The following is a 21,343-nucleotide window of genomic DNA, read 5'->3' as shown; positions in this document are numbered from 1 at the left end:
CAAAGGCCCCTCGGGGCCTTTTTTTATGGCTTGAGCCAACGGTCCAACCACGGGAAAACCACATCTTGCTGCTCTTGGTAAAATACATGCCCAAGATCCGGCCAACTGCGAGTGACCAGCCGCGACTCCGCGTTCTGCGAACGCCAGATTGCATGGGCTTTACCGTAAGCCTGCTCGACTGCTTCCGACGGGAATAATTTGTCTTTTCCACCGTTAAAGAGCAGCATCGGTTTTGGTGCCGCTAAGCTGGCAATATCAGGAAAATCCAACTTATTGGCGATACCGGGATGCAGCATGTAGAAAGCTGACTGTCCGCGCAGTACATTGTTGCCAGGCGTCATCAGACCTTGATAGTTGCCAAACCAAGATATGGCTGCGGTTGCGGCCACCTTATCTGACAGTGCTGCCAGTTGCCATGCGCGGTAAGCCCCCATAGAGAAACCGAGTGCCCCAATACGTTGGCGATCAACCGATGGGAGTGTCGCCAGAAAATCAACCGTCCGCATATCCTCATAAGCCATATTGCCAGCTAATGAGCGGCCGAGGTTAAAGAAATTACTGGCTAAAGCCTGCTGCTGCTCATAGCTCATCGGGCCTCTATCACCCCAGCCAATAGCATCAATGGAGAGCACAACATAGCCACGTTTTGCTAATTCATCGCCGACAAACTTACCGCTAAAAAACTTATCTGACCACGCCTGCGCAGAGGCCAATTGCGCGCTATTCCCCCAAGGGCGGATCATTTTCTCTTTACCAATATCAAACTTAGAGCCGTGATCATGCAGCAGAACAATCGCCGGATGAGGGCCTTTCCGTTTAGGGGTTAACAGCAACCCCTGAACACGGCTTTCATCCGTGATATTTAATGCTACTTTTTCAGCGACATAACTCCCACGATCTTGCTGATCTATCTTCTCTGCGGCAAACGCAATTGTTGAGTCGGGGGTGAGCAATGCTTGTCGGAGGATTTTTCGGGTATCATTTTTCCATAGCGCGAAATCTGTATATTTTCCGGCGAGCCATGAGCTTTGGTATGTCATCTATTTTTTTAACTGCGGGTAGAAAACGGGGAGATTGTTTTCGGTAATGGCTTCTTTTTGATGTGTCACTGAACTCGCCTGCACTGTTGTCGCGGCAAGTATTGCAGATAGTGCGAAAGTGCGTACGAAGAGACCTGCATTCATTCAAACCTCACAATCAAAACATCGTTCCAATTTCAGACTGAGTGATTTTAAAGAAATAAAGGTTATTTTCTGTGGCGTGGACGATAAAAATGGGGAAAAACTAAAAGAAAGAATGAGTTTGACTCTTTCGAGAGGCCAGCAGTATGCCAATGGGGCCAGCGCAGACGCTGTCCAAACTGCATTCGCAGTTTGTCGCATGTCATGCTCCAGTCGCTCGCTGTTAGAACCCATAAACAAAAAAGGCCACCCGTTAGGGTAGCCTGTTTTGTTTATTTGATGCCTGGCAGTGTCCTACTCTCGCATGGGGAGACCCCACACTACCATCGGCGCTACGGCGTTTCACTTCTGAGTTCGGCATGGGATCAGGTGGGACCACCGCGCTATGGCCGCCAGGCAAATTCTGTTTTAACCAACCCGTTCAGTATCAAAATACTAAACCAATTAGCTCAATCTCGGAACTTCGCTGAAAATCAAGAGTATATGTATCATACCGATACTCACCCCTTCGGGTTCGCCACTCACGGCGCTCAAAATCGTTTCACTCGATTTTGTCTCAAATATCAAAAACACCTTTGGTGTTGTAAGGTTAAGCCTCACGGATCATTAGTACTGGTTAGCTCAATGCATCGCTGCACTTACACACCCAGCCTATCAACGTCATAGTCTTTAACGTTCCTTCAGGGGGCTTAAAGCCCCAGGGAAGACTCATCTCGAGGCAAGTTTCCCGCTTAGATGCTTTCAGCGGTTATCTCTTCCGAATTTAGCTACCGGGCAATGCCATTGGCATGACAACCCGAACACCAGTGATTCGTCCACTCCGGTCCTCTCGTACTAGGAGCAGCCCCTCTCAATCTTCCAACGCCCACGGCAGATAGGGACCGAACTGTCTCACGACGTTCTAAACCCAGCTCGCGTACCACTTTAAATGGCGAACAGCCATACCCTTGGGACCTACTTCAGCCCCAGGATGTGATGAGCCGACATCGAGGTGCCAAACACCGCCGTCGATATGAACTCTTGGGCGGTATCAGCCTGTTATCCCCGGAGTACCTTTTATCCGTTGAGCGATGGCCCTTCCATTCAGAACCACCGGATCACTAAGACCTACTTTCGTACCTGCTCGAGCCGTCACTCTCGCAGTCAAGCTAGCTTATGCCTTTGCACTAACCTCACGATGTCCGACCGTGATTAGCTAACCTTCGTGCTCCTCCGTTACTCTTTGGGAGGAGACCGCCCCAGTCAAACTACCCACCAGACACTGTCCTCACCCCGGATTACGGGGCCGAGTTAGAACATCAAACATTAAAGGGTGGTATTTCAAGGTTGGCTCCATGCAGACTGGCGTCCACACTTCAATGCCTCCCACCTATCCTACACATCAAGGCTCAATGTTCAGTGTCAAGCTATAGTAAAGGTTCACGGGGTCTTTCCGTCTTGCCGCGGGTACACTGCATCTTCACAGCGAGTTCAATTTCACTGAGTCTCGGGTGGAGACAGCCTGGCCATCATTACGCCATTCGTGCAGGTCGGAACTTACCCGACAAGGAATTTCGCTACCTTAGGACCGTTATAGTTACGGCCGCCGTTTACTGGGGCTTCGATCAAGAGCTTCGCCGTAAGGCTGACCCCATCAATTAACCTTCCAGCACCGGGCAGGCGTCACACCGTATACGTCCACTTTCGTGTTTGCACAGTGCTGTGTTTTTATTAAACAGTTGCAGCCAGCTGGTATCTGCGACTGGCTTCGGCGCCGAGAGCAAGTCTCTTTACCTAATGCCAGCGTGCCTTCTCCCGAAGTTACGGCACCATTTTGCCTAGTTCCTTCACCCGAGTTCTCTCAAGCGCCTGAGTATTCTCTACCTGACCACCTGTGTCGGTTTGGGGTACGATTTAATGTTACCTGATGCTTAGAGGCTTTTCCTGGAAGCTTGGCATCAACTACTTCTGCACCGTAGTGCATCGTCATCACACCTCAGCGTTGATAAGCAACCGGATTTACCAAGTCACTCCGCCTACATGCTTAAACCGAGACAACCGTCGCCCGGCTAGCCTAGCCTTCTCCGTCCCCCCTTCGCAGTAACACCAAGTACAGGAATATTAACCTGTTTCCCATCGACTACGCTTTTCAGCCTCGCCTTAGGGGTCGACTCACCCTGCCCCGATTAACGTTGGACAGGAACCCTTGGTCTTCCGGCGTGCGGGTTTTTCACCCGCATTATCGTTACTTATGTCAGCATTCGCACTTCTGATACCTCCAGCAACCCTCACAGGTCACCTTCAACGGCTTACAGAACGCTCCCCTACCCAACAACACCTAAGTGTCGCTGCCGCAGCTTCGGTGCATGGTTTAGCCCCGTTACATCTTCCGCGCAGGCCGACTCGACCAGTGAGCTATTACGCTTTCTTTAAATGATGGCTGCTTCTAAGCCAACATCCTGGCTGTCTGTGCCTTCCCACATCGTTTCCCACTTAACCATGACTTTGGGACCTTAGCTGGCGGTCTGGGTTGTTTCCCTCTTCACGACGGACGTTAGCACCCGCCGTGTGTCTCCCGTGATAACATTCTTCGGTATTCGGAGTTTGCATCGGTTTGGTAAGTCGGGATGACCCCCTAGCCGAAACAGTGCTCTACCCCCGAAGATGAGTTCACGAGGCGCTACCTAAATAGCTTTCGGGGAGAACCAGCTATCTCCCGGTTTGATTGGCCTTTCACCCCCAGCCACAAGTCATCCGCTAATTTTTCAACATTAGTCGGTTCGGTCCTCCAGTTAGTGTTACCCAACCTTCAACCTGCCCATGGCTAGATCACCGGGTTTCGGGTCTATACCTTGCAACTAGACGCCCAGTTAAGACTCGGTTTCCCTACGGCTCCCCTATTCGGTTAACCTTGCTACAAAATATAAGTCGCTGACCCATTATACAAAAGGTACGCAGTCACACCACGAAGGTGCTCCCACTGCTTGTACGTACACGGTTTCAGGTTCTATTTCACTCCCCTCGCCGGGGTTCTTTTCGCCTTTCCCTCACGGTACTGGTTCACTATCGGTCAGTCAGGAGTATTTAGCCTTGGAGGATGGTCCCCCCATATTCAGACAGGATGTCACGTGTCCCGCCCTACTCATCGAGTTCACAGAATATGCATTTTTGTGTACGGGACTATCACCCTGTACCGTGCGACTTTCCAGACGCTTCCACTAACACATAAACTGATTCAGACTCTGGGCTCTTCCCCGTTCGCTCGCCGCTACTGGGGGAATCTCGGTTGATTTCTTTTCCTCGGGGTACTTAGATGTTTCAGTTCCCCCGGTTCGCCTTGCATGGCTATGTATTCACCATGCAATAGTGCAACGAATTGCACTGGGTTTCCCCATTCGGGTATCGTCGGTTGTCACGCTTCATATCAGCTTACCGACGCTTTTCGCAGATTAGCACGCCCTTCATCGCCTCTGACTGCCTAGGCATCCACCGTGTACGCTTAGTCGCTTAACCTCACAACCCGAAGGTGTCTTTACAGACATCTTGCGCTGTGATTATTTGAGAGACTCTAATACAGGTTACTCCTCATCTCAGTACATCTACGGAGAGATAAGTTTCAGCTGCATTGTTTCAATTTTCAGCTTGTTCCAGATTGTTAAAGAGCAATATCTTAAACACGACTCGTTAAAGTCATCTTTAAGATATTCAGTGATAATGTCTTTCACACATTATCGGATTGGCGTCCCCAAGGGGATTCGAACCCCTGTTACAGCCGTGAAAGGGCAGTGTCCTAGGCCTCTAGACGATGGGGACACGAAGTACCGATTAAACCGAAATCTAACCGTTCGCGTCAGCATGAGTCGAAACTCACGACATCAACAGGTGCTCTTGCTCATTACATTCATCAGACAATCTGTGTGGACACTACGCAATGCGTATCGTTAGGTAAGGAGGTGATCCAACCGCAGGTTCCCCTACGGTTACCTTGTTACGACTTCACCCCAGTCATGAATCACAAAGTGGTAAGCGCCCTCCCGAAGGTTAAGCTACCTACTTCTTTTGCAACCCACTCCCATGGTGTGACGGGCGGTGTGTACAAGGCCCGGGAACGTATTCACCGTAGCATTCTGATCTACGATTACTAGCGATTCCGACTTCATGGAGTCGAGTTGCAGACTCCAATCCGGACTACGACAGACTTTATGTGGTCCGCTTGCTCTCGCGAGTTCGCTTCACTTTGTATCTGCCATTGTAGCACGTGTGTAGCCCTACTCGTAAGGGCCATGATGACTTGACGTCATCCCCACCTTCCTCCGGTTTGTCACCGGCAGTCTCCCTTGAGTTCCCACCATTACGTGCTGGCAACAAAGGATAAGGGTTGCGCTCGTTGCGGGACTTAACCCAACATTTCACAACACGAGCTGACGACAGCCATGCAGCACCTGTCTCACGGTTCCCGAAGGCACTTAAGCATCTCTGCTAAATTCCGTGGATGTCAAGAGTAGGTAAGGTTCTTCGCGTTGCATCGAATTAAACCACATGCTCCACCGCTTGTGCGGGCCCCCGTCAATTCATTTGAGTTTTAACCTTGCGGCCGTACTCCCCAGGCGGTCGACTTAACGCGTTAGCTCCGGAAGCCACGCCTCAAGGGCACAACCTCCAAGTCGACATCGTTTACAGCGTGGACTACCAGGGTATCTAATCCTGTTTGCTCCCCACGCTTTCGCACCTGAGCGTCAGTCTTTGTCCAGGGGGCCGCCTTCGCCACCGGTATTCCTCCAGATCTCTACGCATTTCACCGCTACACCTGGAATTCTACCCCCCTCTACAAGACTCTAGCTTGCCAGTTTCAAATGCAGTTCCCACGTTAAGCGCGGGGATTTCACATCTGACTTAACAAACCGCCTGCGTGCGCTTTACGCCCAGTAATTCCGATTAACGCTTGCACCCTCCGTATTACCGCGGCTGCTGGCACGGAGTTAGCCGGTGCTTCTTCTGCGAGTAACGTCAATCAATCGTGCTATTAACACGACTGCCTTCCTCCTCGCTGAAAGTGCTTTACAACCCGAAGGCCTTCTTCACACACGCGGCATGGCTGCATCAGGCTTGCGCCCATTGTGCAATATTCCCCACTGCTGCCTCCCGTAGGAGTCTGGACCGTGTCTCAGTTCCAGTGTGGCTGGTCATCCTCTCAGACCAGCTAGGGATCGTCGCCTAGGTGAGCCATTACCTCACCTACTAGCTAATCCCATCTGGGTTCATCCGATGGCGTGAGGCCCGAAGGTCCCCCACTTTGCTCTTGCGAGGTCATGCGGTATTAGCTACCGTTTCCAGTAGTTATCCCCCTCCATCAGGCAGATCCCCAGACATTACTCACCCGTCCGCCGCTCGCCGGCAGAGTAGTAAACTACTCCCCGCTGCCGCTCGACTTGCATGTGTTAGGCCTGCCGCCAGCGTTCAATCTGAGCCATGATCAAACTCTTCAATTTAAGATTTGTTTGATTTGCTATGAGTTAACATAGCGATGCTCAAAGATTACTTTCTGCAAATATGCATTCGAACCGAAGTTCAAATGTGTACTGCTTTGGTCACTCTTCAAGACTTTGATATTTCTTCTGCCTGTCGAAACAGGCTTCGATATCGTCTTGCGAGTGCCCACACAGATTGTCTGATAAATTGTTAAAGAGCGTTCGTTACCCGTTTGCCTTTCAGCGAATCTTACGGTAACGCGGGAGGCAGATAATACGCTTTCCCGCTGAAGAGTCAAGGTTTTATTTGATTTCTTTCGAACTCAAACGCGTTCTTTTCTCTTCCTGACCCGGCGAAGTATGTTTCGTTGTTCCCGGTCAGTGGAGGCGCATTATAGGGAGTTCCTGACAGGCTGCAACCCCTAATTTGAAAAAACTTTTCAACCGTGTTTTATTTCAACGATTTGCTGTGATAATCAGCGGTATTGCTATTTTTCGTACTGTAGTGCCGAGAAATCCTGAGTAAAACTGCTTACTTGTTGCCAATCGGTATATTCAACTTCTTTACTTGTATCGGTTTCTCCGCCAGTCATTCGCATAATCAGTTGAATCATCACCCTATCTATCCAGCGATAACGAGGATAGCGGAGAGCACCCGCAAATACTGTACAGAGCGTGGGTTGCCAAGGTGTACTGAGTAAGAACTTGCGCACATAGGCATTCGTTTGTGGAGAACGCTTTTCTGGCTTACGTGCTGTCAGATTTACCGCAAAAAAGGCACTCGGCATTTGATTTAGCTGTTCGACGTGTTTGCTAACGAATTTACTCAATACCGGACTGAAGTGTCCATAACGCACAGATGCGCCAATCATGACTTGTTGATATTGGTTCAAGTCGATTTGTCCAACCTGAGACAGGTCCTGTATTTCACAAGTCGCCGTCGCCGATAATTGCTTAGCTATATAAGAAGCGATTGCATGTGTTTGGCCATCTCGGCTAGAGAAGAGTATCAGTACGTTCAAAGCAATGTTCCTTATGCAGAATTACTCTCGCCAGAATGTTGGGGTGAAAAGCACTAGCAAGGTGAAGACTTCCAATCGGCCAAACAACATCGTTATCACTAATATCCATTTAGCCGCCGGATTCATAGAAGTGAAGTTATCAGCAACGACTCCCAGACCTGGCCCGAGATTGTTAAGCGTTGCAGTGACAGCAGCAAAGGCTGAGAACTCATCAACTCCGGTTGCGATGATCGCCAACATACTGATGATGAAAACCAATGCATAAGCTGAGAAGAATCCCCAAACCGCTTCCAGTATCCGTTCCGGTAACGCCCGCCTCCCCAGTTTGATGGTATAAACCGCATTCGGGTGGACTAACCTTTTTAGTTCACGCGAGCCTTGCAGATAAAGCAGCAGGATGCGGATAACTTTCAAACCGCCCCCAGTGGATCCCGCACATCCCCCGATAAAAGCAGAACATAATAAGAGTATCGGTAGGAACAGCGGCCACTTAGAAATGCTGTCGGTCGTGAAGCCCGCAGTTGTCGCCATGGAGACCACTTGGAAGAATGCCTGATTTAAGGTTTCCATCCCCGATTTGTACACATTATGTTGCCAAAGTACCAAGGTACAAACGATAACCAGCGTCAATTGTACAAAGATAAACATACGGAATTCGGGATCGCGCCAATAAACTTTCAAACTGCGACCACTCAGAACCGCAAAATGCAGACCAAAGTTACAACCAGAAATCAGCAAGAAAATACCAATAATAGTGTTAATGGTGGGGCTGTTGAAATAGCCGATACTGGCGTCATGGGTTGAGAAGCCGCCAATGGCTATAGTCGAGAAGCTGTGAGAGATAGCATCAAACACTGACATCCCCGCCCCCCATAGAGAAAGCGCACAAGCAATAGTCAGTAAGACATAGATGAGCCAGAGCGTTTTCGCTGTTTCAGCGATTCGGGGCCGCATTTTATTGTCTTTCAGCGGACCGGGCATTTCTGCCCGGTAGAGCTGCATACCCCCTACCCCCAAAATAGGCAGGATAGCCACCGCCAACACAATGATCCCCATACCACCGAGCCATTGCAACATTTGCCGATAGAACAGAATGGCTTTGGGTAATGAATCCAATCCCACCAAAGTAGTCGCACCGGTAGTGGTCAGCCCAGAGAATGATTCAAAGAATGCATCAGTGAGTGAAAGATTTGGCCGTTCTGAGAATAGGAAAGGTAATGCCCCCACACTGCCCAATACCGTCCAGAAAAGTACCACAATAAGAAAGCCCTCACGGGGCTTGAGCTCATGCTTCTGTTTTCGGTTCGGTAGCCAGAGCAAAAGACCTATCGACAGGGCAACAAAAAAGGTTTCGCTGAAGGCACGGCCGGCACCATCACGATAGATTAAGGCTACCAGTCCGGGAATGAACATTGTTCCGGAGAATAATATGACCAGCAGACCAACAATACGGGTTATGGCACGAAAATGCATTCCGGCACGTTCCTTAGCAATTCACTTGGATGGGGATTATTGCGAAATGGGCGTCAATTGCAACGTACCACGACTGAGATCACGCAATTTATCCCCGACCTGACTGGCTTGAGTTGCTGGCAAAGAGAGATGAAGTATCACGAGTTCCGCGTATTCACTCCGTAAAATCTGGCCTTCAACCTGCTGTAATAGTGTTTCGACCATGGCAAGCTGCGCGTAGTCACATTGCAAAGTATATTCTACCTGCGGGACTTTATATTTTACTTCGATCTGTTTTAACGCCTGTTGAACGCCGCTACCGTAAGCCTTTACCAGCCCGCCCGTTCCTAGCTTGATGCCGCCATAATAGCGCACGACGACTGCGGTTATTTCACCAATACCGCTGCCCATCAACTGGGCCAGTATAGGTTTACCCGCAGTGCCAGATGGCTCTCCATCATCGGAAAAACCTAATTGCTGTGAATCCGTCGGCTTACCCGCAACAAAAGCCCAGCAGTGATGCCGGGCAGTTGGATGTTGTTGCTTAACCTGCTGAATAAAATCTTTCGCTTCACTCACTCCACAGGTATGTGCCAGTAAGGTGATGAAACGACTTTTTTTGATCTCTTCGCTGATTGACACCAGAGCGGCAGGTATCAGATAAGGCTGCATCAGGCTAATTTCAGATCACGCGTCATATTCTCAACCCGATTATCGTGAATAACAATATTGTCCTCTATACGTATACCACCATAAGGCTTCAGCGCATCAATACGTTCCCAATTGAAATGCTTACTGAACTCCCCAGCACGCCACGGTGTCAGCAGAGACTCAATAAAGTAAAGGCCGGGCTCGATAGTCAGTACCATACGTGGTTGCAGAATTCGCGTGCAACGCAGGTAAGGATACTTGGATGGCGCACTAAGGTGGGTACCTTTATCATCCTGCATAAAACCAGCAGTATCATGCACTTGTAATCCAAGCGGATGCCCCAAGCCGTGCGGTAGGAATGGACAAGTGATGCCTTGCTCAACCATCGCCTCTTCGCTGATACCCGTCACCAGATGATGAGTACGCAGCAGCTTGGCAATACGCTGATGCATCTGAACATGATAATCGGTGTAGCGTTCACCACTTTTAATGGTTTTGATCAGTTCGAGTTGTTCTGTATTCAGGTCTTTAATTAATGCAGCAAAATCACTGTCACTGTCTGCGGCATAGGTGCGTGTTAGGTCGGCAGCATAGCCGTTGTATTCAGCACCCGCATCCATGAGGAAACTACGCATTTCTGCCGGAGGCTGATGCTGTAACGTGGTGTAGTGAAGTACCGCTGAGTGTTCATTCAGTGCAACGATATTATCGTAAGGTACATCAGTATCACGATGACCGGTCGCCATCAGATACGCCAGGTTGATATCAAACTCACTCATGCCAGACTGGAATGCTTCATGAGCCGCACGATGTCCAACAACAGCTGTCTTTTGCGCTTCACGCATGCACGCCAGTTCGTAATCCGTTTTATACGAGCGGTAGAAATGAAGGTAGTCCAACACCGGTTGTGGATTGATGTTTTCGGCACTGAATCCCAATGCCTGAGCACGTTGTTGGGCATACCCAATGTAGGCCACCCGTTCACGCTGCACCGGTAATTGCTGTGCAATGTCATCCGCATTCGTTAACGGCTGGATATCAATAGCCTTCGTCCAGAAGCTGTCCGGCAATGGCTCGACACAATGCCAATAATCTACTGGAGAATAAAACCATAACTTTGGAGTATTAACCCCATCTACCCATAACCAGCAATTTGGAACTTGAGTGACAGGTACCCAGGCCTTGAACTGCGCGTTTGCTTTAAAAGGATAATCACGGTCATCGAGGAAAATTCGTTGTAATTCACCAGAATGAATCAGTAAAGCATCTAACTGATGACGCTCCAGCACATCGCGGGTGCGCTGTTGTAGGGTGGATAAATGTTCGTTATATAAAGAAGCCAGCGTTTCCATCACAGTACCCTTCGCTATTAGAACTTAATTTTTTAATCTTATCATAGTCACCGAAGCCATGTTTCACCGACACTCATTCCATGACGTGATAACAGCGATATCCAAAATAACTGACGCGGCGACCCGATCGCAAGTAGGCAATAAACCCGTTTTTCAGCCCCTCGAGACGCCTCGAATAAAATTGATGAAAATCAATTAACCCATCCGATTGACTGTGATCTTCACTGCAAAAAATCAATCTCTTATTTGCAATTCATTAACAAAATATCCACACTTCCTGAATATCTGGTCATACCAGATCACATGCGCTTATTCAGGAGATAGATATGCTCTACCAAAGCGAAACATTACAGCTTCACTGGCTAGAAAACGGCATTGCCGAGTTGGTGTTTGATGCACCGGGTTCAGTTAATAAGCTGGATACCAAAACCGTAGCCAATTTGGGTGAAGCCCTGGCTGTATTGGAAAAACAAAGCGAACTCAAAGGGTTGTTGCTTCGTTCTGCTAAAGCGGCTTTTATTGTCGGTGCTGATATCACCGAGTTTCTGTCTCTGTTTAATGCCCCACCAGAAAAACTGCACCAATGGCTGGTTTTTGCGAATGATATTTTCAATCGTTTGGAAGACTTACCGGTGCCGACCATTTCTGCAATCAATGGATACGCATTGGGTGGCGGATGTGAATGTATTCTCGCCACAGATTTCCGTGTTGCCTCGCCGGAAACTCGAATCGGCCTGCCAGAAACCAAGCTGGGCATCATGCCGGGCTTTGGTGGTTCGGTGCGTTTACCACGCTTATTAGGTGCGGACAGTGCCCTGGAAATTATCGCTGCGGGCAAAGATATTGTTGCCAAAGACGCCTTAAAAGTTGGGCTGGTTGATGCGGTTGTCACCGCCGAAAAGCTGACGGAAGCTGCGTTGGTCATGCTGAAGCAGGCTATTGATGGCAAGCTCGACTGGCAAGCCGCACGCCGCCCAAAACTGGAACCGCTGAAACTGAACCCTACGGAAGCAGCCATGTGTTTCACCATTGCCAAAGGCATGGTGATGCAAGTGGCCGGGAAACACTATCCAGCCCCACTGACCGCCGTAAAAACCATCGAAGCCGCGGCAAAATTTGGCCGTACCGAAGCGCTGAAACTGGAAACCAATAGTTTTGTGCCATTGGCCGGATCCAATGAAGCCCGTGCTTTGGTTGGTATTTTCTTAAACGATCAATATGTTAAAGGACAGGCGAAAAAACTGTCTAAAGGCGTCAACGCGCCAAAACAAGCCGCAGTATTAGGTGCCGGGATTATGGGCGGTGGGATCGCCTATCAGTCGGCATTGAAGGGCGTGCCAGTCATTATGAAAGATATTAATGACAAATCTCTGACCATTGGGATGAATGAGGCCGCTAAGTTGCTGAATAAGCAGCTAGAGCGCGGCAAAATTGATGGCCTGAAAATGGCGAATATTTTGGCGACCATCCAGCCAACCTTGGATTATACCGGCATTGAACGCGCCCAACTCATCGTGGAAGCGGTGGTAGAAAATCCAAGAATTAAAGCCGCCGTGCTGGCAGAAACAGAAGCGCTGATCAGCGAAGACGCTGTTTTGGCCTCTAACACCTCGACGATTCCGATCGATCAATTGGCGAAATCCCTTCAGCGCCCAGAAAACTTTTGTGGAATGCACTTCTTTAATCCAGTTCATCGGATGCCGTTGGTTGAGATTATTCGTGGTGCGAAAACCTCAGACAAAACTATTGCTGCCGTAGTGGCATACGCCACGCAAATGGGTAAAACCCCGATTGTGGTTAATGATTGCCCAGGTTTCTTCGTTAACCGCGTATTGTTCCCGTATTTGGCCGGGTTTGGCATGTTAGTCAGAGATGGCGGCGATTTCCGTCAGATTGATAAAGTGATGGAAAAACAGTTTGGCTGGCCGATGGGCCCAGCTTATCTGTTAGATGTGGTGGGCATTGATACCGCGCACCATGCACAAGCTGTAATGGCGGTGGGTTTCCCTGATCGAATGAATAAAGATTATCGCGACGCAGTAGATGTGATGTTTGATAACCAGCGTTTTGGTCAGAAGAACGGTCAAGGGTTCTACCGCTATACGCAGGATGCAAAAGGTAAACCGCGTAAAGAAAATGACGAGCAGGTGGATACCTTGCTGGCAGCAATCAGTCAGCCCACTCAGAAATTCAGCGATGACAATATTATTGCCCGCACGATGATCCCGATGATCAATGAAGTGGTGCGTTGTCTGGAAGAGGGCATTATTGCCAGCCCAGCCGAAGGGGATATCGCGCTGGTTTACGGCCTTGGTTTCCCGCCATTCCACGGGGGCATCTTCCGTTATCTTGATACCATCGGTAGCGCCAATTATGTCGAAATGGCCCAGCGTTACACCCATCTTGGTGCGTTGTATCACGTCCCGGCGGGGCTGAGAGCCAAAGCTGAACATAACGAAAGCTATTATCCTGTGGCAGCAGCGCTGCTTGATGTTTCTACCAGTCAACCGGCATGAGGTCTGAAAACATGGAAAACGTAGTCATTATTGACGCCGTCCGTACACCGATGGGCCGCTCGAAAGGGGGCGCATATCGCCAAGTACGGGCTGAAGATCTCTCTGCCCATTTAATGCGGGAAGTGCTGAGCCGCAATCCGGGGCTGAATGCCGCAGAAATCGACGATATCTATTGGGGCTGTGTGCAGCAAACGCTGGAGCAGGGTTTCAACATCGCCCGCAATGCATCTTTGCTGGCAGAGATCCCGCACAGCGTACCGGCTGTCACGGTTAACCGCCTGTGTGGTTCATCAATGCAAGCTTTGCATGATGGTGTCAGAGCTATCATGGTGGGTGATGCACAAGTGAGTTTGATTGGTGGCGTGGAACATATGGGCCACGTCCCTATGAATCACGGCGTGGATTTCCATCCTGGCATGGGGCGTACTGTCGCTAAAGCCGCCGGTATGATGGGGTTGACCGCAGAAATGCTGGCAAAGATTCACAATATTAGCCGCCAGTCACAAGATGAGTTTGCCGTCCGCTCTCATCAACGTGCTTATGCTGCTACTCAAGCTGGTCACTTCGCCAAAGAGATTGTCGCCACCAATGGGCATGATGCCGATGGAATATTGAAACGCTTTGATTTTGATGAAGTTATTCGCCCTGAAACCAATCTGGCAGGTCTGGCTGCGCTGCGCCCCGCCTTTGATCCGGTAAACGGCACTGTGACAGCTGGCACCTCATCAGCACTTTCCGATGGCGCATCTGCCATGCTGATCATGAGCGAATCCCGAGCAAAATCATTGGGTTTAACGCCACGCGCCCGTATTCGCTCAATGGCGGTGGTGGGTTGCGATCCATCAATTATGGGTTATGGCCCAGTGCCTGCAAGCCAACTGGCATTAAAACGTGCTGGGCTAAAGCTGGAAGATATTGGTTTATTTGAATTAAATGAAGCTTTTGCCGCTCAATCGCTGGCTTGTCTGAAGGGTTTGGGGTTGCTGGAGAGCATGGATGACAAAGTGAACCTCAACGGCGGCGCCATTGCATTAGGCCATCCATTGGGTTGTTCAGGGGCGCGCATTTCTACTACGTTACTCAATTTGATGGAGCGCCGCGACGTGCAGTTCGGTCTGGCCACCATGTGCATCGGTTTAGGTCAAGGCATCGCTACTGTCTTCGAGCGCGTATAGCTTCCGAACATATTTGTCTGAAATAACATTAAGGGCCTGAATACAGGCCCTGATAACCGCTGTACCTGGTGTTTAGTTGCCGTTTTCCCGCCTGTCAGGGGCGGGTTTTTTTATCTATTTTCTAGCTAGATAAAGGCAAACGCATCACCAAATATATGGGCTTCTTGCGCGCCACGTTCAGCACAAAAACGCTCACGAGCAATCTTCGCCATCTCAAAACGGCCAGCAATATAGATATCTTGCTCAGCAAGAGAACCGTAATCTTGCAGTACAGCACTCAGTACCGTTCCGGTTCGACCACGCCAACCCTCCTCCGGCTGCTCCACAACGGGAATCACTTTCAACTGTGGATACTTAATTGACAGTGCTTCCAGTTCGCTTAGGTCATAGAGATGCACAGCTTCGCGCCCGCCCCAATAGATAGACACTTCACGGTTAGGCTGTTCTGCCAAGGCAGCCAACAAGATTGAACGCGCATAGGAAAAACCTGTGCCGCCAGCAATCAGCACCAACGGACGATGACTACCTTCGCGGAACCATGCCTCACCATGCGGAATATCCACATCTAAGGTTTTCTCTTTTAGAATCCGATCCATCACGGCCATGGCATACAGATTCAGTTCCGAAGCACCGATATGCAACTCAATGAAATCTTGCTGCAACGGCGTGGATGCCATAGAAAATGGCCGTTTATCACGCTCGTCCATGACTACCATCAAATACTGCCCAGCACGGAAAGAAAACGCAGATGCAGGCACCAATTGCACCCGGTACACCGTATCGGTAATGGCCTCTACGGAGGTTACTTTACAGCTTAAAGTTGTCATGCCTTCCCTCTGTCGGGTCATCAAATGCAAAACTAAGGACAAAATCTAACGCCGGTTAGCGTTTGGTTTTATTATCACTGAAAATGGCGAGCTCGTCCCAAATAGCATCAACGCGAGCGCGGACGTCTTCATCCATTTTAATTGGACGCCCCCATTCACGCGGGGTCTCAGCTGGCCACTTATTGGTGGCGTCCAGCCCCATTTTCGATCCTAAACCGGAAACCGGTGAGGCGAAATCCAAATAATCTATTGGTGTATTTTCAATCAATACCGTATCGCGGGATGGGTCCATTCGGGTCGTAATCGCCCAAATGACATCATTCCAATCACGGGCATTAATATCATCATCACAAACAATAACAAATTTTGTATACATAAACTGGCGTAAAAACGACCAAACGCCCATCATCACGCGTTTGGCATGGCCTGCATACTGTTTTTTGATAGTCACCACCGCCAGCCGATATGAACACCCTTCTGGTGGCAGATAGAAATCAACAATTTCTGGGAACTGCTTTTGCAAAATAGGGACAAAGACTTCATTCAGCGCAACCCCCATCACCGCAGGTTCATCCGGCGGACGGCCAGTATAGGTTGAATGATAGATCGCGTCTTTACGCTGAGTAATATGTGTGACGGTAAATACAGGGAAACTGTCTATCTCATTGTAATAACCGGTGTGGTCGCCATAAGGACCTTCCGGAGCCATATCACCCTGCTCAATATATCCTTCCAATACAATTTCTGCACTTGCAGGAACTTCAAGATCATTGGAAAGACACTTCACCACTTCCGTTTTATGCCCGCGTAATAAACCGGCAAAAGCATATTCAGACAGGGTGTCAGGAACTGGCGTAACGGCGGCCAAAATAGTCGCAGGGTCTGCCCCCAAGGCAACGGCAACCGGGAAGCGTTCACCGGGATGTGCTTCGCACCACTCCTGGTAATCCAAAGCACCACCACGGTGGGATAACCAACGCATGATTAATTTGTTTTTGCCCAAAACTTGTTGGCGATAGATGCCTAGATTCTGCCGCTCTTTATGCGGACCTCGAGTGACCGTCAGCCCCCAAGACACAAGTGGTGCGGCATCCTCTGGCCAGCAGTGCATAACGGGGATTCGGCTAAGATCGACATCATCACCCTGCCAGACTTGCTCCTGACACGGGGCTGAGCTTAAGCATTTCGTCGGCATATTCAATACCTGCTTAAATTTCGGCAGCTTATCGAATAAATCACGGAAGCCTTTCGGCGGATCGGGTTCTTTCAGAAAAGCCAACAGCTTACCAACATCTCGCAGTGCGCTAACATCTTCTTGCCCCATCCCCATTGCCACGCGTTTGGCCGTACCAAACAGGTTGCACAGCACGGGCATGTTGTATCCCTTCGGATTTTCAAAAAGCAGCGCTGGCCCACCGGCACGCAAGGTGCGATCGGCAATCTCTGTCATTTCCAGATAGGGATCAATAGGCTGGCTAATACGTTTAAGTTCGCCCCTCTGTTCCAGCAACGAGAGGAAGTCACGTAAGTCACGGTATTTCATGCTGATCATTTCGGCGGCTAGGTGATGCGCCATTATAGGCTGTCTTTATAGCAGTTGCTGTCTTTTTGTTAAAAATGAACACAACCTGACTCAAAAAGTTGCCAGCGGTAGGTTGCCGTTAATTATCACCAATACAAACATCATTTTATCGATATAGAATAGACTAAACCTTTGTATAACAAACTATATATCCAAAGTGATGATTTCTTCCTCACTATAAATACCCCACCACTTTTGCTATGCTGCCAAACAGGATCTAAAGGCATGTGACATTATGAAACAGTGGCATTTATTATATTGTAAACGTGGCCAGCTTTTGCGCGCTAAAGAGCATTTAGAGCGGCAAGCAGTGAACTGTTGGACACCGTTAGTGATTATCGAAAAAATAGTGCGCGGGAAACGTACTGAGGCGACAGAGCCTTTATTCCCCAACTATCTGTTTGTAGAGTTCGATGCAGAAGATATTCATACCACGACGATCAGCGCAACTCGCGGTGTAAGCCACTTCGTCCGTTTTGGCGCACAACCAGCAGTGATACCCGCAATCGTTATTACTGAAATGCAATCCCATACAGCGGACAAAATCATTGCGCCAGAAGTACCTCTTCCTGGTGATATTGTGACGATTACTGAGGGTGTTTTTGCCGGATTACAGGCGATTTATACTGAACCTGATGGTGAAGCGCGGTCAATGCTGTTACTGAATATGCTAAACAGCCAAGTGATACAGAGTCTGGACAATCGCCAGTTCGAGAAGCAATAGTATTGCTGTATTGAGTAATGCAAACCGCATTCTAGGTAGGCACATTTGTACCTACCTTCTTATTTATACCAAGTGAGCTATACCAGAGACATTAACGCTGCATTTGGTCGTCGTGTAGCCATTGTGCTACCTGCTTCGCGAAATAGGTTAATACTCCATCGGCACCCGCACGTTTAAAGCACAATAGTGATTCCATCACAGTCGGTTTTTCTTGCAGCCAGCCATTCTGAATTGCAGCCATGTGCATGGCATATTCACCCGAAACTTGATAGGCAAAGGTCGGTACACCGAAAGTGTCTTTCACCCGACGCACCACATCCAGATAAGGCATACCAGGTTTCACCATCACCATATCAGCCCCTTCCTGCAAGTCCTGCGCTATCTCTTGCAAAGCCTCATCACTGTTAGCAGGATCCATTTGATAGGTTTTCTTATTGCCACCTTTCAAATTACTGCTAGAGCCAATTGCATCGCGGAATGGGCCATAGTAACAAGAGGCATATTTTGCTGAATACGCCATGATTTGTGTATTCACCAGACCTTGTAGTTCCAGTTGATCGCGAATAGAACCGATACGGCCATCCATCATATCGCTCGGAGCAATAATCTCAGCGCCAGCTTCAGCGTGTGACAATGCCTGACGGACTAAAATCTCTTTCGTAATGTCATTAATGACATAACCATCAGCATCAATCACGCCATCTTGCCCATGAGTGGTGTAGGGATCTAGGGCAACATCGGTAAGAATACCTAACTCTGGTACGGCGTCTTTTAGTGCGCGCACGGTGCGTTGTACCAAGCCATTCGGGTTATAGGCTTCTTCCGCGTGTAATGATTTTGAGCCGGACTCAATAACTGGGAATAACGATATGACCGGGACGCCGAGCTTGGCAATGGCCTCCGCTTCTTTCACCAACAGATCGATCGTCATGCGCGAAACACCCGGCATAGATGAAACGGCTTGCTGCTGGTGAGATCCCTCCATGACAAACACCGGATAGATCAGGTCATTGACTGTCAGCTGATTTTCAGCGACCAAGCGACGACTGAAATCATGACGGCGCACACGGCGCATACGGCGACCAGGAAAGGTGCCTGGGAATGCATAGCTCATATTGTTCTCCTAACTCAAACCAACCGGAAAATCCGGCGGGCGTTTTCATCAGCTTTCTGCCCTAGCCATTGAGGGTCTTCTTGTCGCCAGACAGCAACCTGCTGGACGATATGGGGCAGAAAACAGGGTTCATTGCGACGGGATGCAGGTTTAGGATGTATATCCCTTGGCAATAAATAGGGGGCATCTGTTTCTAATAACAGCTGTTGCGCGGGAATGTGTGGCAACAGTGCTCTCAGTTCAAGCCCACGACGTTCATCGCAAACCCAACCGGTGATACCAATAGATAAGCCCAAGGCCAGACAGGAATCCAATTCATCAGCAGTGCCGGTAAAGCAATGGACAACCGCGGCGGGGATTTTGTCTAACCAAGGCGAAAGCAGCTTGATAAAACGTTCGTGGGCATCGCGGCAATGTAAAAACACCGGTAAAGAAAGCTCGGCAGCCACTGCCAGTTGGGCGGTAAATGCAACTTCTTGCTCTGCCGGGGTGGAGAAGTTGCGGTTAAAATCTAATCCACACTCACCAATAGCCACTACTGATGCATTAGTAGCTAATGTTCTGATTTGCTGTTCGACAGTGGTTTGCCAAGTGCTGGCCTGGTGAGGATGAACACCGGCGGTTGACCAGCAATATCCCAAATTCTCGATAGCAAGTTCAAGTGCGGCCTGACTTTCTTCCGCATCAGTACCCGTGATAAGCATACCGGTAACCCCGGCATCTTTTGCGCGAGCAACGACCTGCGAGTGATCTTTTGCAAATTGTGAACTTGTTAAATTCACGCCAATATCAAACATGAGCGTTCCAAAACAGAAGCCGCCCAAAGGACGGCTAAAACATCAAGGTAACGATTTAGGGTACTTTCGGATGGTTATCAGCTTCTTCATCCTCTTCCTCTATATCTGTGCGGCGTTGTTTACCGGTATAAAAACGGGCAAAGAACACACCGACTTCAAATAACAGATACATCGGGATCGCCAATAATGTCTGTGATAGCACATCTGGGGGCGTAAGAAGCATGCCGACAACAAAAGCACCGACAAACACATAAGGACGTTTTTTCTTCAATGCCTCAGGCGTTGTTACCCCTGCCCAGCACAAGAGAATTATCGCAATCGGGACTTCAAAAGAGATACCAAAGGCCATAAAAAGCGCCATAACAAAATCAAGGTACTTGGTGATATCCGTTGCGATCAACACACTTTCTGGCGCGGTCTTGGCAAAAAAACCAAAGGCTAGCGGGAAAACGATAAAGTAAGCAAACGCCATACCCAGATAGAACAAGAAGCTACTGGAGATCAATAGCGGAACCATCAAGCGGCGTTCATGCTTATACAACGCAGGGGCAATAAATGCCCAAACCTGATAAAGGATCATCGGTGCTGAGACAAATACCGAGACCATCATCGTCAACTTAATCGGGGTAAAGAAAGGTGATGCAACATCGGTCGCAATCATACTGGAGCCAGCAGGCAGTTGTTTGATCAAGGGTGCTGAAACCAGATGATAAATATCATTGGCAAAAAAGACCAATACCAAAAAAACCACTAAAACAGTGATTATGCAATTCAATAGCCGCTTACGCAGTTCTATCAAATGTGTGATAAGGGGTTGGGTATCATCAACAGCCATGTTTACCGATCGCCGCCAGGTTGGTGAGTTCGAGGTTGGTCAGCGCTGAGTGAGTCAGTGCTATGGGAGTCAATTGTGGCAGATTGTATCTTGCTGGTTACGTTTGCCTTAGTAACAGGCACGGGATCACCGCCTACAGTGTGAATAGGCTTAGTAAATACCTCAACCTGAACAACCGGTTTCTCAACACTATCAGACGCCGTCTCAACCGCAGGCTTAGTTTCTAACGGCATACTCGCATCACTCATCTCCAGTACTTGCGGTGACGCCGAAGCTTGAGTTGCTGACTCAGCCGGTGTGACTCCATCATGAATAGCTTCAGGCTCAGTCACCAATGGATTATGGATCGTATGCGGCGCTTCCGAGCTTGTATCAGATTGATAAGAGCGCTTCAGCGCTTCAGCGGCTTCTTTGAGTTCATCCATTGAAGCTTTCAGCTCAGGTGTCAGGTTTTGCAAGCCAGCCTGTTCAACTTTCTTCAAGCTATCTTGTAACTCTTGTACCTTAAGCTCTTGTGCCAATTCGTTTTGCACTGTGGCTGCAAGTGAACGCAATGTACGAATCCAGCCGGAGACAGTTCTGACAGCCACAGGCAACCGTTCTGGCCCAAGGACGACCAGACCGATGACAAGAACCAGTAGCAGTTCACTAAACCCAATGTCAAACAC

Annotated in this window: 14 protein-coding genes, 1 tRNA gene and 3 rRNA genes; 3 read left to right on the top strand and 15 right to left on the bottom strand. The window is 49.1% G+C overall.

Translation table 11 applies throughout. The annotated features are described in order from the left end of the window. Positions 1–23 precede the first annotated feature (23 nt). The 9 genes from ACZ76_RS10620 to pepQ all read right to left on the bottom strand — a co-directional run bounded on the left by ACZ76_RS10620 (position 24) and on the right by pepQ (position 11,105). The gene (locus tag ACZ76_RS10620; RefSeq protein WP_048620260.1) at positions 24–1,040 is read right to left on the bottom strand and encodes a dienelactone hydrolase family protein; all 1,017 of its coding nucleotides are present in this window, start codon (positions 1,038–1,040) and stop codon (positions 24–26) included. 422 nt (positions 1,041–1,462) lie between these two features. Further along, positions 1,463–1,578: ribosomal RNA gene (gene rrf, locus ACZ76_RS10610) — 5S ribosomal RNA — on the bottom strand. Positions 1,579–1,766: 188 nt separating this feature from the next. Then, a 23S ribosomal RNA gene (locus ACZ76_RS10605) occupies positions 1,767–4,673 on the bottom strand. 224 nt (positions 4,674–4,897) lie between these two features. Next, positions 4,898–4,973 (bottom strand) — tRNA-Glu (locus ACZ76_RS10600). Positions 4,974–5,106: 133 nt separating this feature from the next. Further along, positions 5,107–6,649: ribosomal RNA gene (locus tag ACZ76_RS10595) — 16S ribosomal RNA — on the bottom strand. The 16S, 23S and 5S rRNA genes sit together here with 1 tRNA gene alongside, the layout of an rRNA operon. 467 nt (positions 6,650–7,116) lie before the next feature. Next, positions 7,117–7,650, bottom strand: coding sequence for a menaquinone-dependent protoporphyrinogen IX dehydrogenase (gene hemG / locus ACZ76_RS10590; RefSeq protein ID WP_048618914.1), 534 nt, complete (start codon positions 7,648–7,650; stop codon positions 7,117–7,119). Positions 7,651–7,671: 21 nt separating this feature from the next. Further along, a complete protein-coding gene (gene trkH, locus ACZ76_RS10585; RefSeq protein WP_005274737.1) occupies positions 7,672–9,123 on the bottom strand; it encodes a Trk system potassium transporter TrkH in 1,452 nt (483 codons plus the stop codon). Between the two features lie 36 nt (positions 9,124–9,159). Further along, positions 9,160–9,774 carry an IMPACT family protein gene (locus ACZ76_RS10580; RefSeq protein WP_048618913.1) on the bottom strand — a complete coding sequence of 205 codons (615 nt, stop codon included), beginning with the start codon at positions 9,772–9,774 and terminating at the stop codon, positions 9,160–9,162. Next, positions 9,774–11,105, bottom strand: a complete 1,332-nt coding sequence (gene pepQ, locus ACZ76_RS10575) for a Xaa-Pro dipeptidase (RefSeq protein ID WP_048618912.1) — start codon at positions 11,103–11,105, stop codon at positions 9,774–9,776. The genes ACZ76_RS10580 and pepQ overlap by 1 nt, the downstream gene beginning before the upstream one ends. Positions 11,106–11,431: 326 nt before the next feature. Here pepQ and fadB point away from each other — a divergent pair, with 326 nt between their 5' ends. Together fadB and fadA are read left to right on the top strand one after the other, a co-directional pair. Then, entirely contained in the window at positions 11,432–13,621 is a 2,190-nt protein-coding gene (gene fadB, locus ACZ76_RS10570; protein ID WP_048618911.1) for a fatty acid oxidation complex subunit alpha FadB, read from the top strand. An 11-nt stretch (positions 13,622–13,632) separates the two neighbouring features. After that, positions 13,633–14,796, top strand: a complete 1,164-nt coding sequence (gene fadA / locus ACZ76_RS10565) for an acetyl-CoA C-acyltransferase FadA (RefSeq protein WP_048618910.1) — start codon at positions 13,633–13,635, stop codon at positions 14,794–14,796. Between the two features lie 125 nt (positions 14,797–14,921). On the opposite strand, the gene fre is transcribed toward fadA, so the two are convergent. Both fre and ubiD read right to left on the bottom strand, forming a co-directional pair. Beyond that, on the bottom strand, positions 14,922–15,623 hold the full coding sequence (gene fre, locus ACZ76_RS10560; RefSeq protein ID WP_048618909.1) for an NAD(P)H-flavin reductase: 702 nt from the start codon (positions 15,621–15,623) through the stop codon (positions 14,922–14,924). 55 nt (positions 15,624–15,678) lie between these two features. Beyond that, on the bottom strand, positions 15,679–17,175 hold the full coding sequence (ubiD, locus tag ACZ76_RS10555) for a 4-hydroxy-3-polyprenylbenzoate decarboxylase (RefSeq protein WP_048620259.1): 1,497 nt from the start codon (positions 17,173–17,175) through the stop codon (positions 15,679–15,681). Positions 17,176–17,440: 265 nt separating this feature from the next. Here ubiD and rfaH point away from each other — a divergent pair, with 265 nt between their 5' ends. Further along, positions 17,441–17,929 (top strand): transcription/translation regulatory transformer protein RfaH, encoded by a 489-nt coding sequence (gene rfaH, locus ACZ76_RS10550; protein WP_048618908.1) that lies wholly within the window; start codon positions 17,441–17,443, stop codon positions 17,927–17,929. A 91-nt stretch (positions 17,930–18,020) separates the two neighbouring features. On the opposite strand, the gene hemB is transcribed toward rfaH, so the two are convergent. From hemB to tatB, 4 genes are read right to left on the bottom strand one after another with little or no spacing between them, the layout of a single operon-like run. Further along, entirely contained in the window at positions 18,021–19,043 is a 1,023-nt protein-coding gene (gene hemB / locus ACZ76_RS10545) for a porphobilinogen synthase (RefSeq protein WP_048618907.1), read from the bottom strand. A 14-nt stretch (positions 19,044–19,057) separates the two neighbouring features. Beyond that, positions 19,058–19,840 (bottom strand): 3'-5' ssDNA/RNA exonuclease TatD, encoded by a 783-nt coding sequence (gene tatD, locus ACZ76_RS10540; protein ID WP_048618906.1) that lies wholly within the window; start codon positions 19,838–19,840, stop codon positions 19,058–19,060. Between the two features lie 55 nt (positions 19,841–19,895). After that, a complete protein-coding gene (tatC, locus tag ACZ76_RS10535; protein ID WP_048618905.1) occupies positions 19,896–20,675 on the bottom strand; it encodes a Sec-independent protein translocase subunit TatC in 780 nt (259 codons plus the stop codon). Between the two features lie 2 nt (positions 20,676–20,677). Continuing rightward, positions 20,678–21,343 carry a Sec-independent protein translocase protein TatB gene (tatB, locus tag ACZ76_RS10530; protein WP_048618904.1) on the bottom strand — a complete coding sequence of 222 codons (666 nt, stop codon included), beginning with the start codon at positions 21,341–21,343 and terminating at the stop codon, positions 20,678–20,680.

It is taken from the genome of Yersinia aleksiciae, assembly GCF_001047675.1.
Taxonomy (GTDB): Bacteria; Pseudomonadota; Gammaproteobacteria; order Enterobacterales; family Enterobacteriaceae; genus Yersinia; species Yersinia aleksiciae.
Note: the sequence above shows the minus strand (reverse complement) of the source record. Positions and strands in the feature narration are given on the sequence as shown.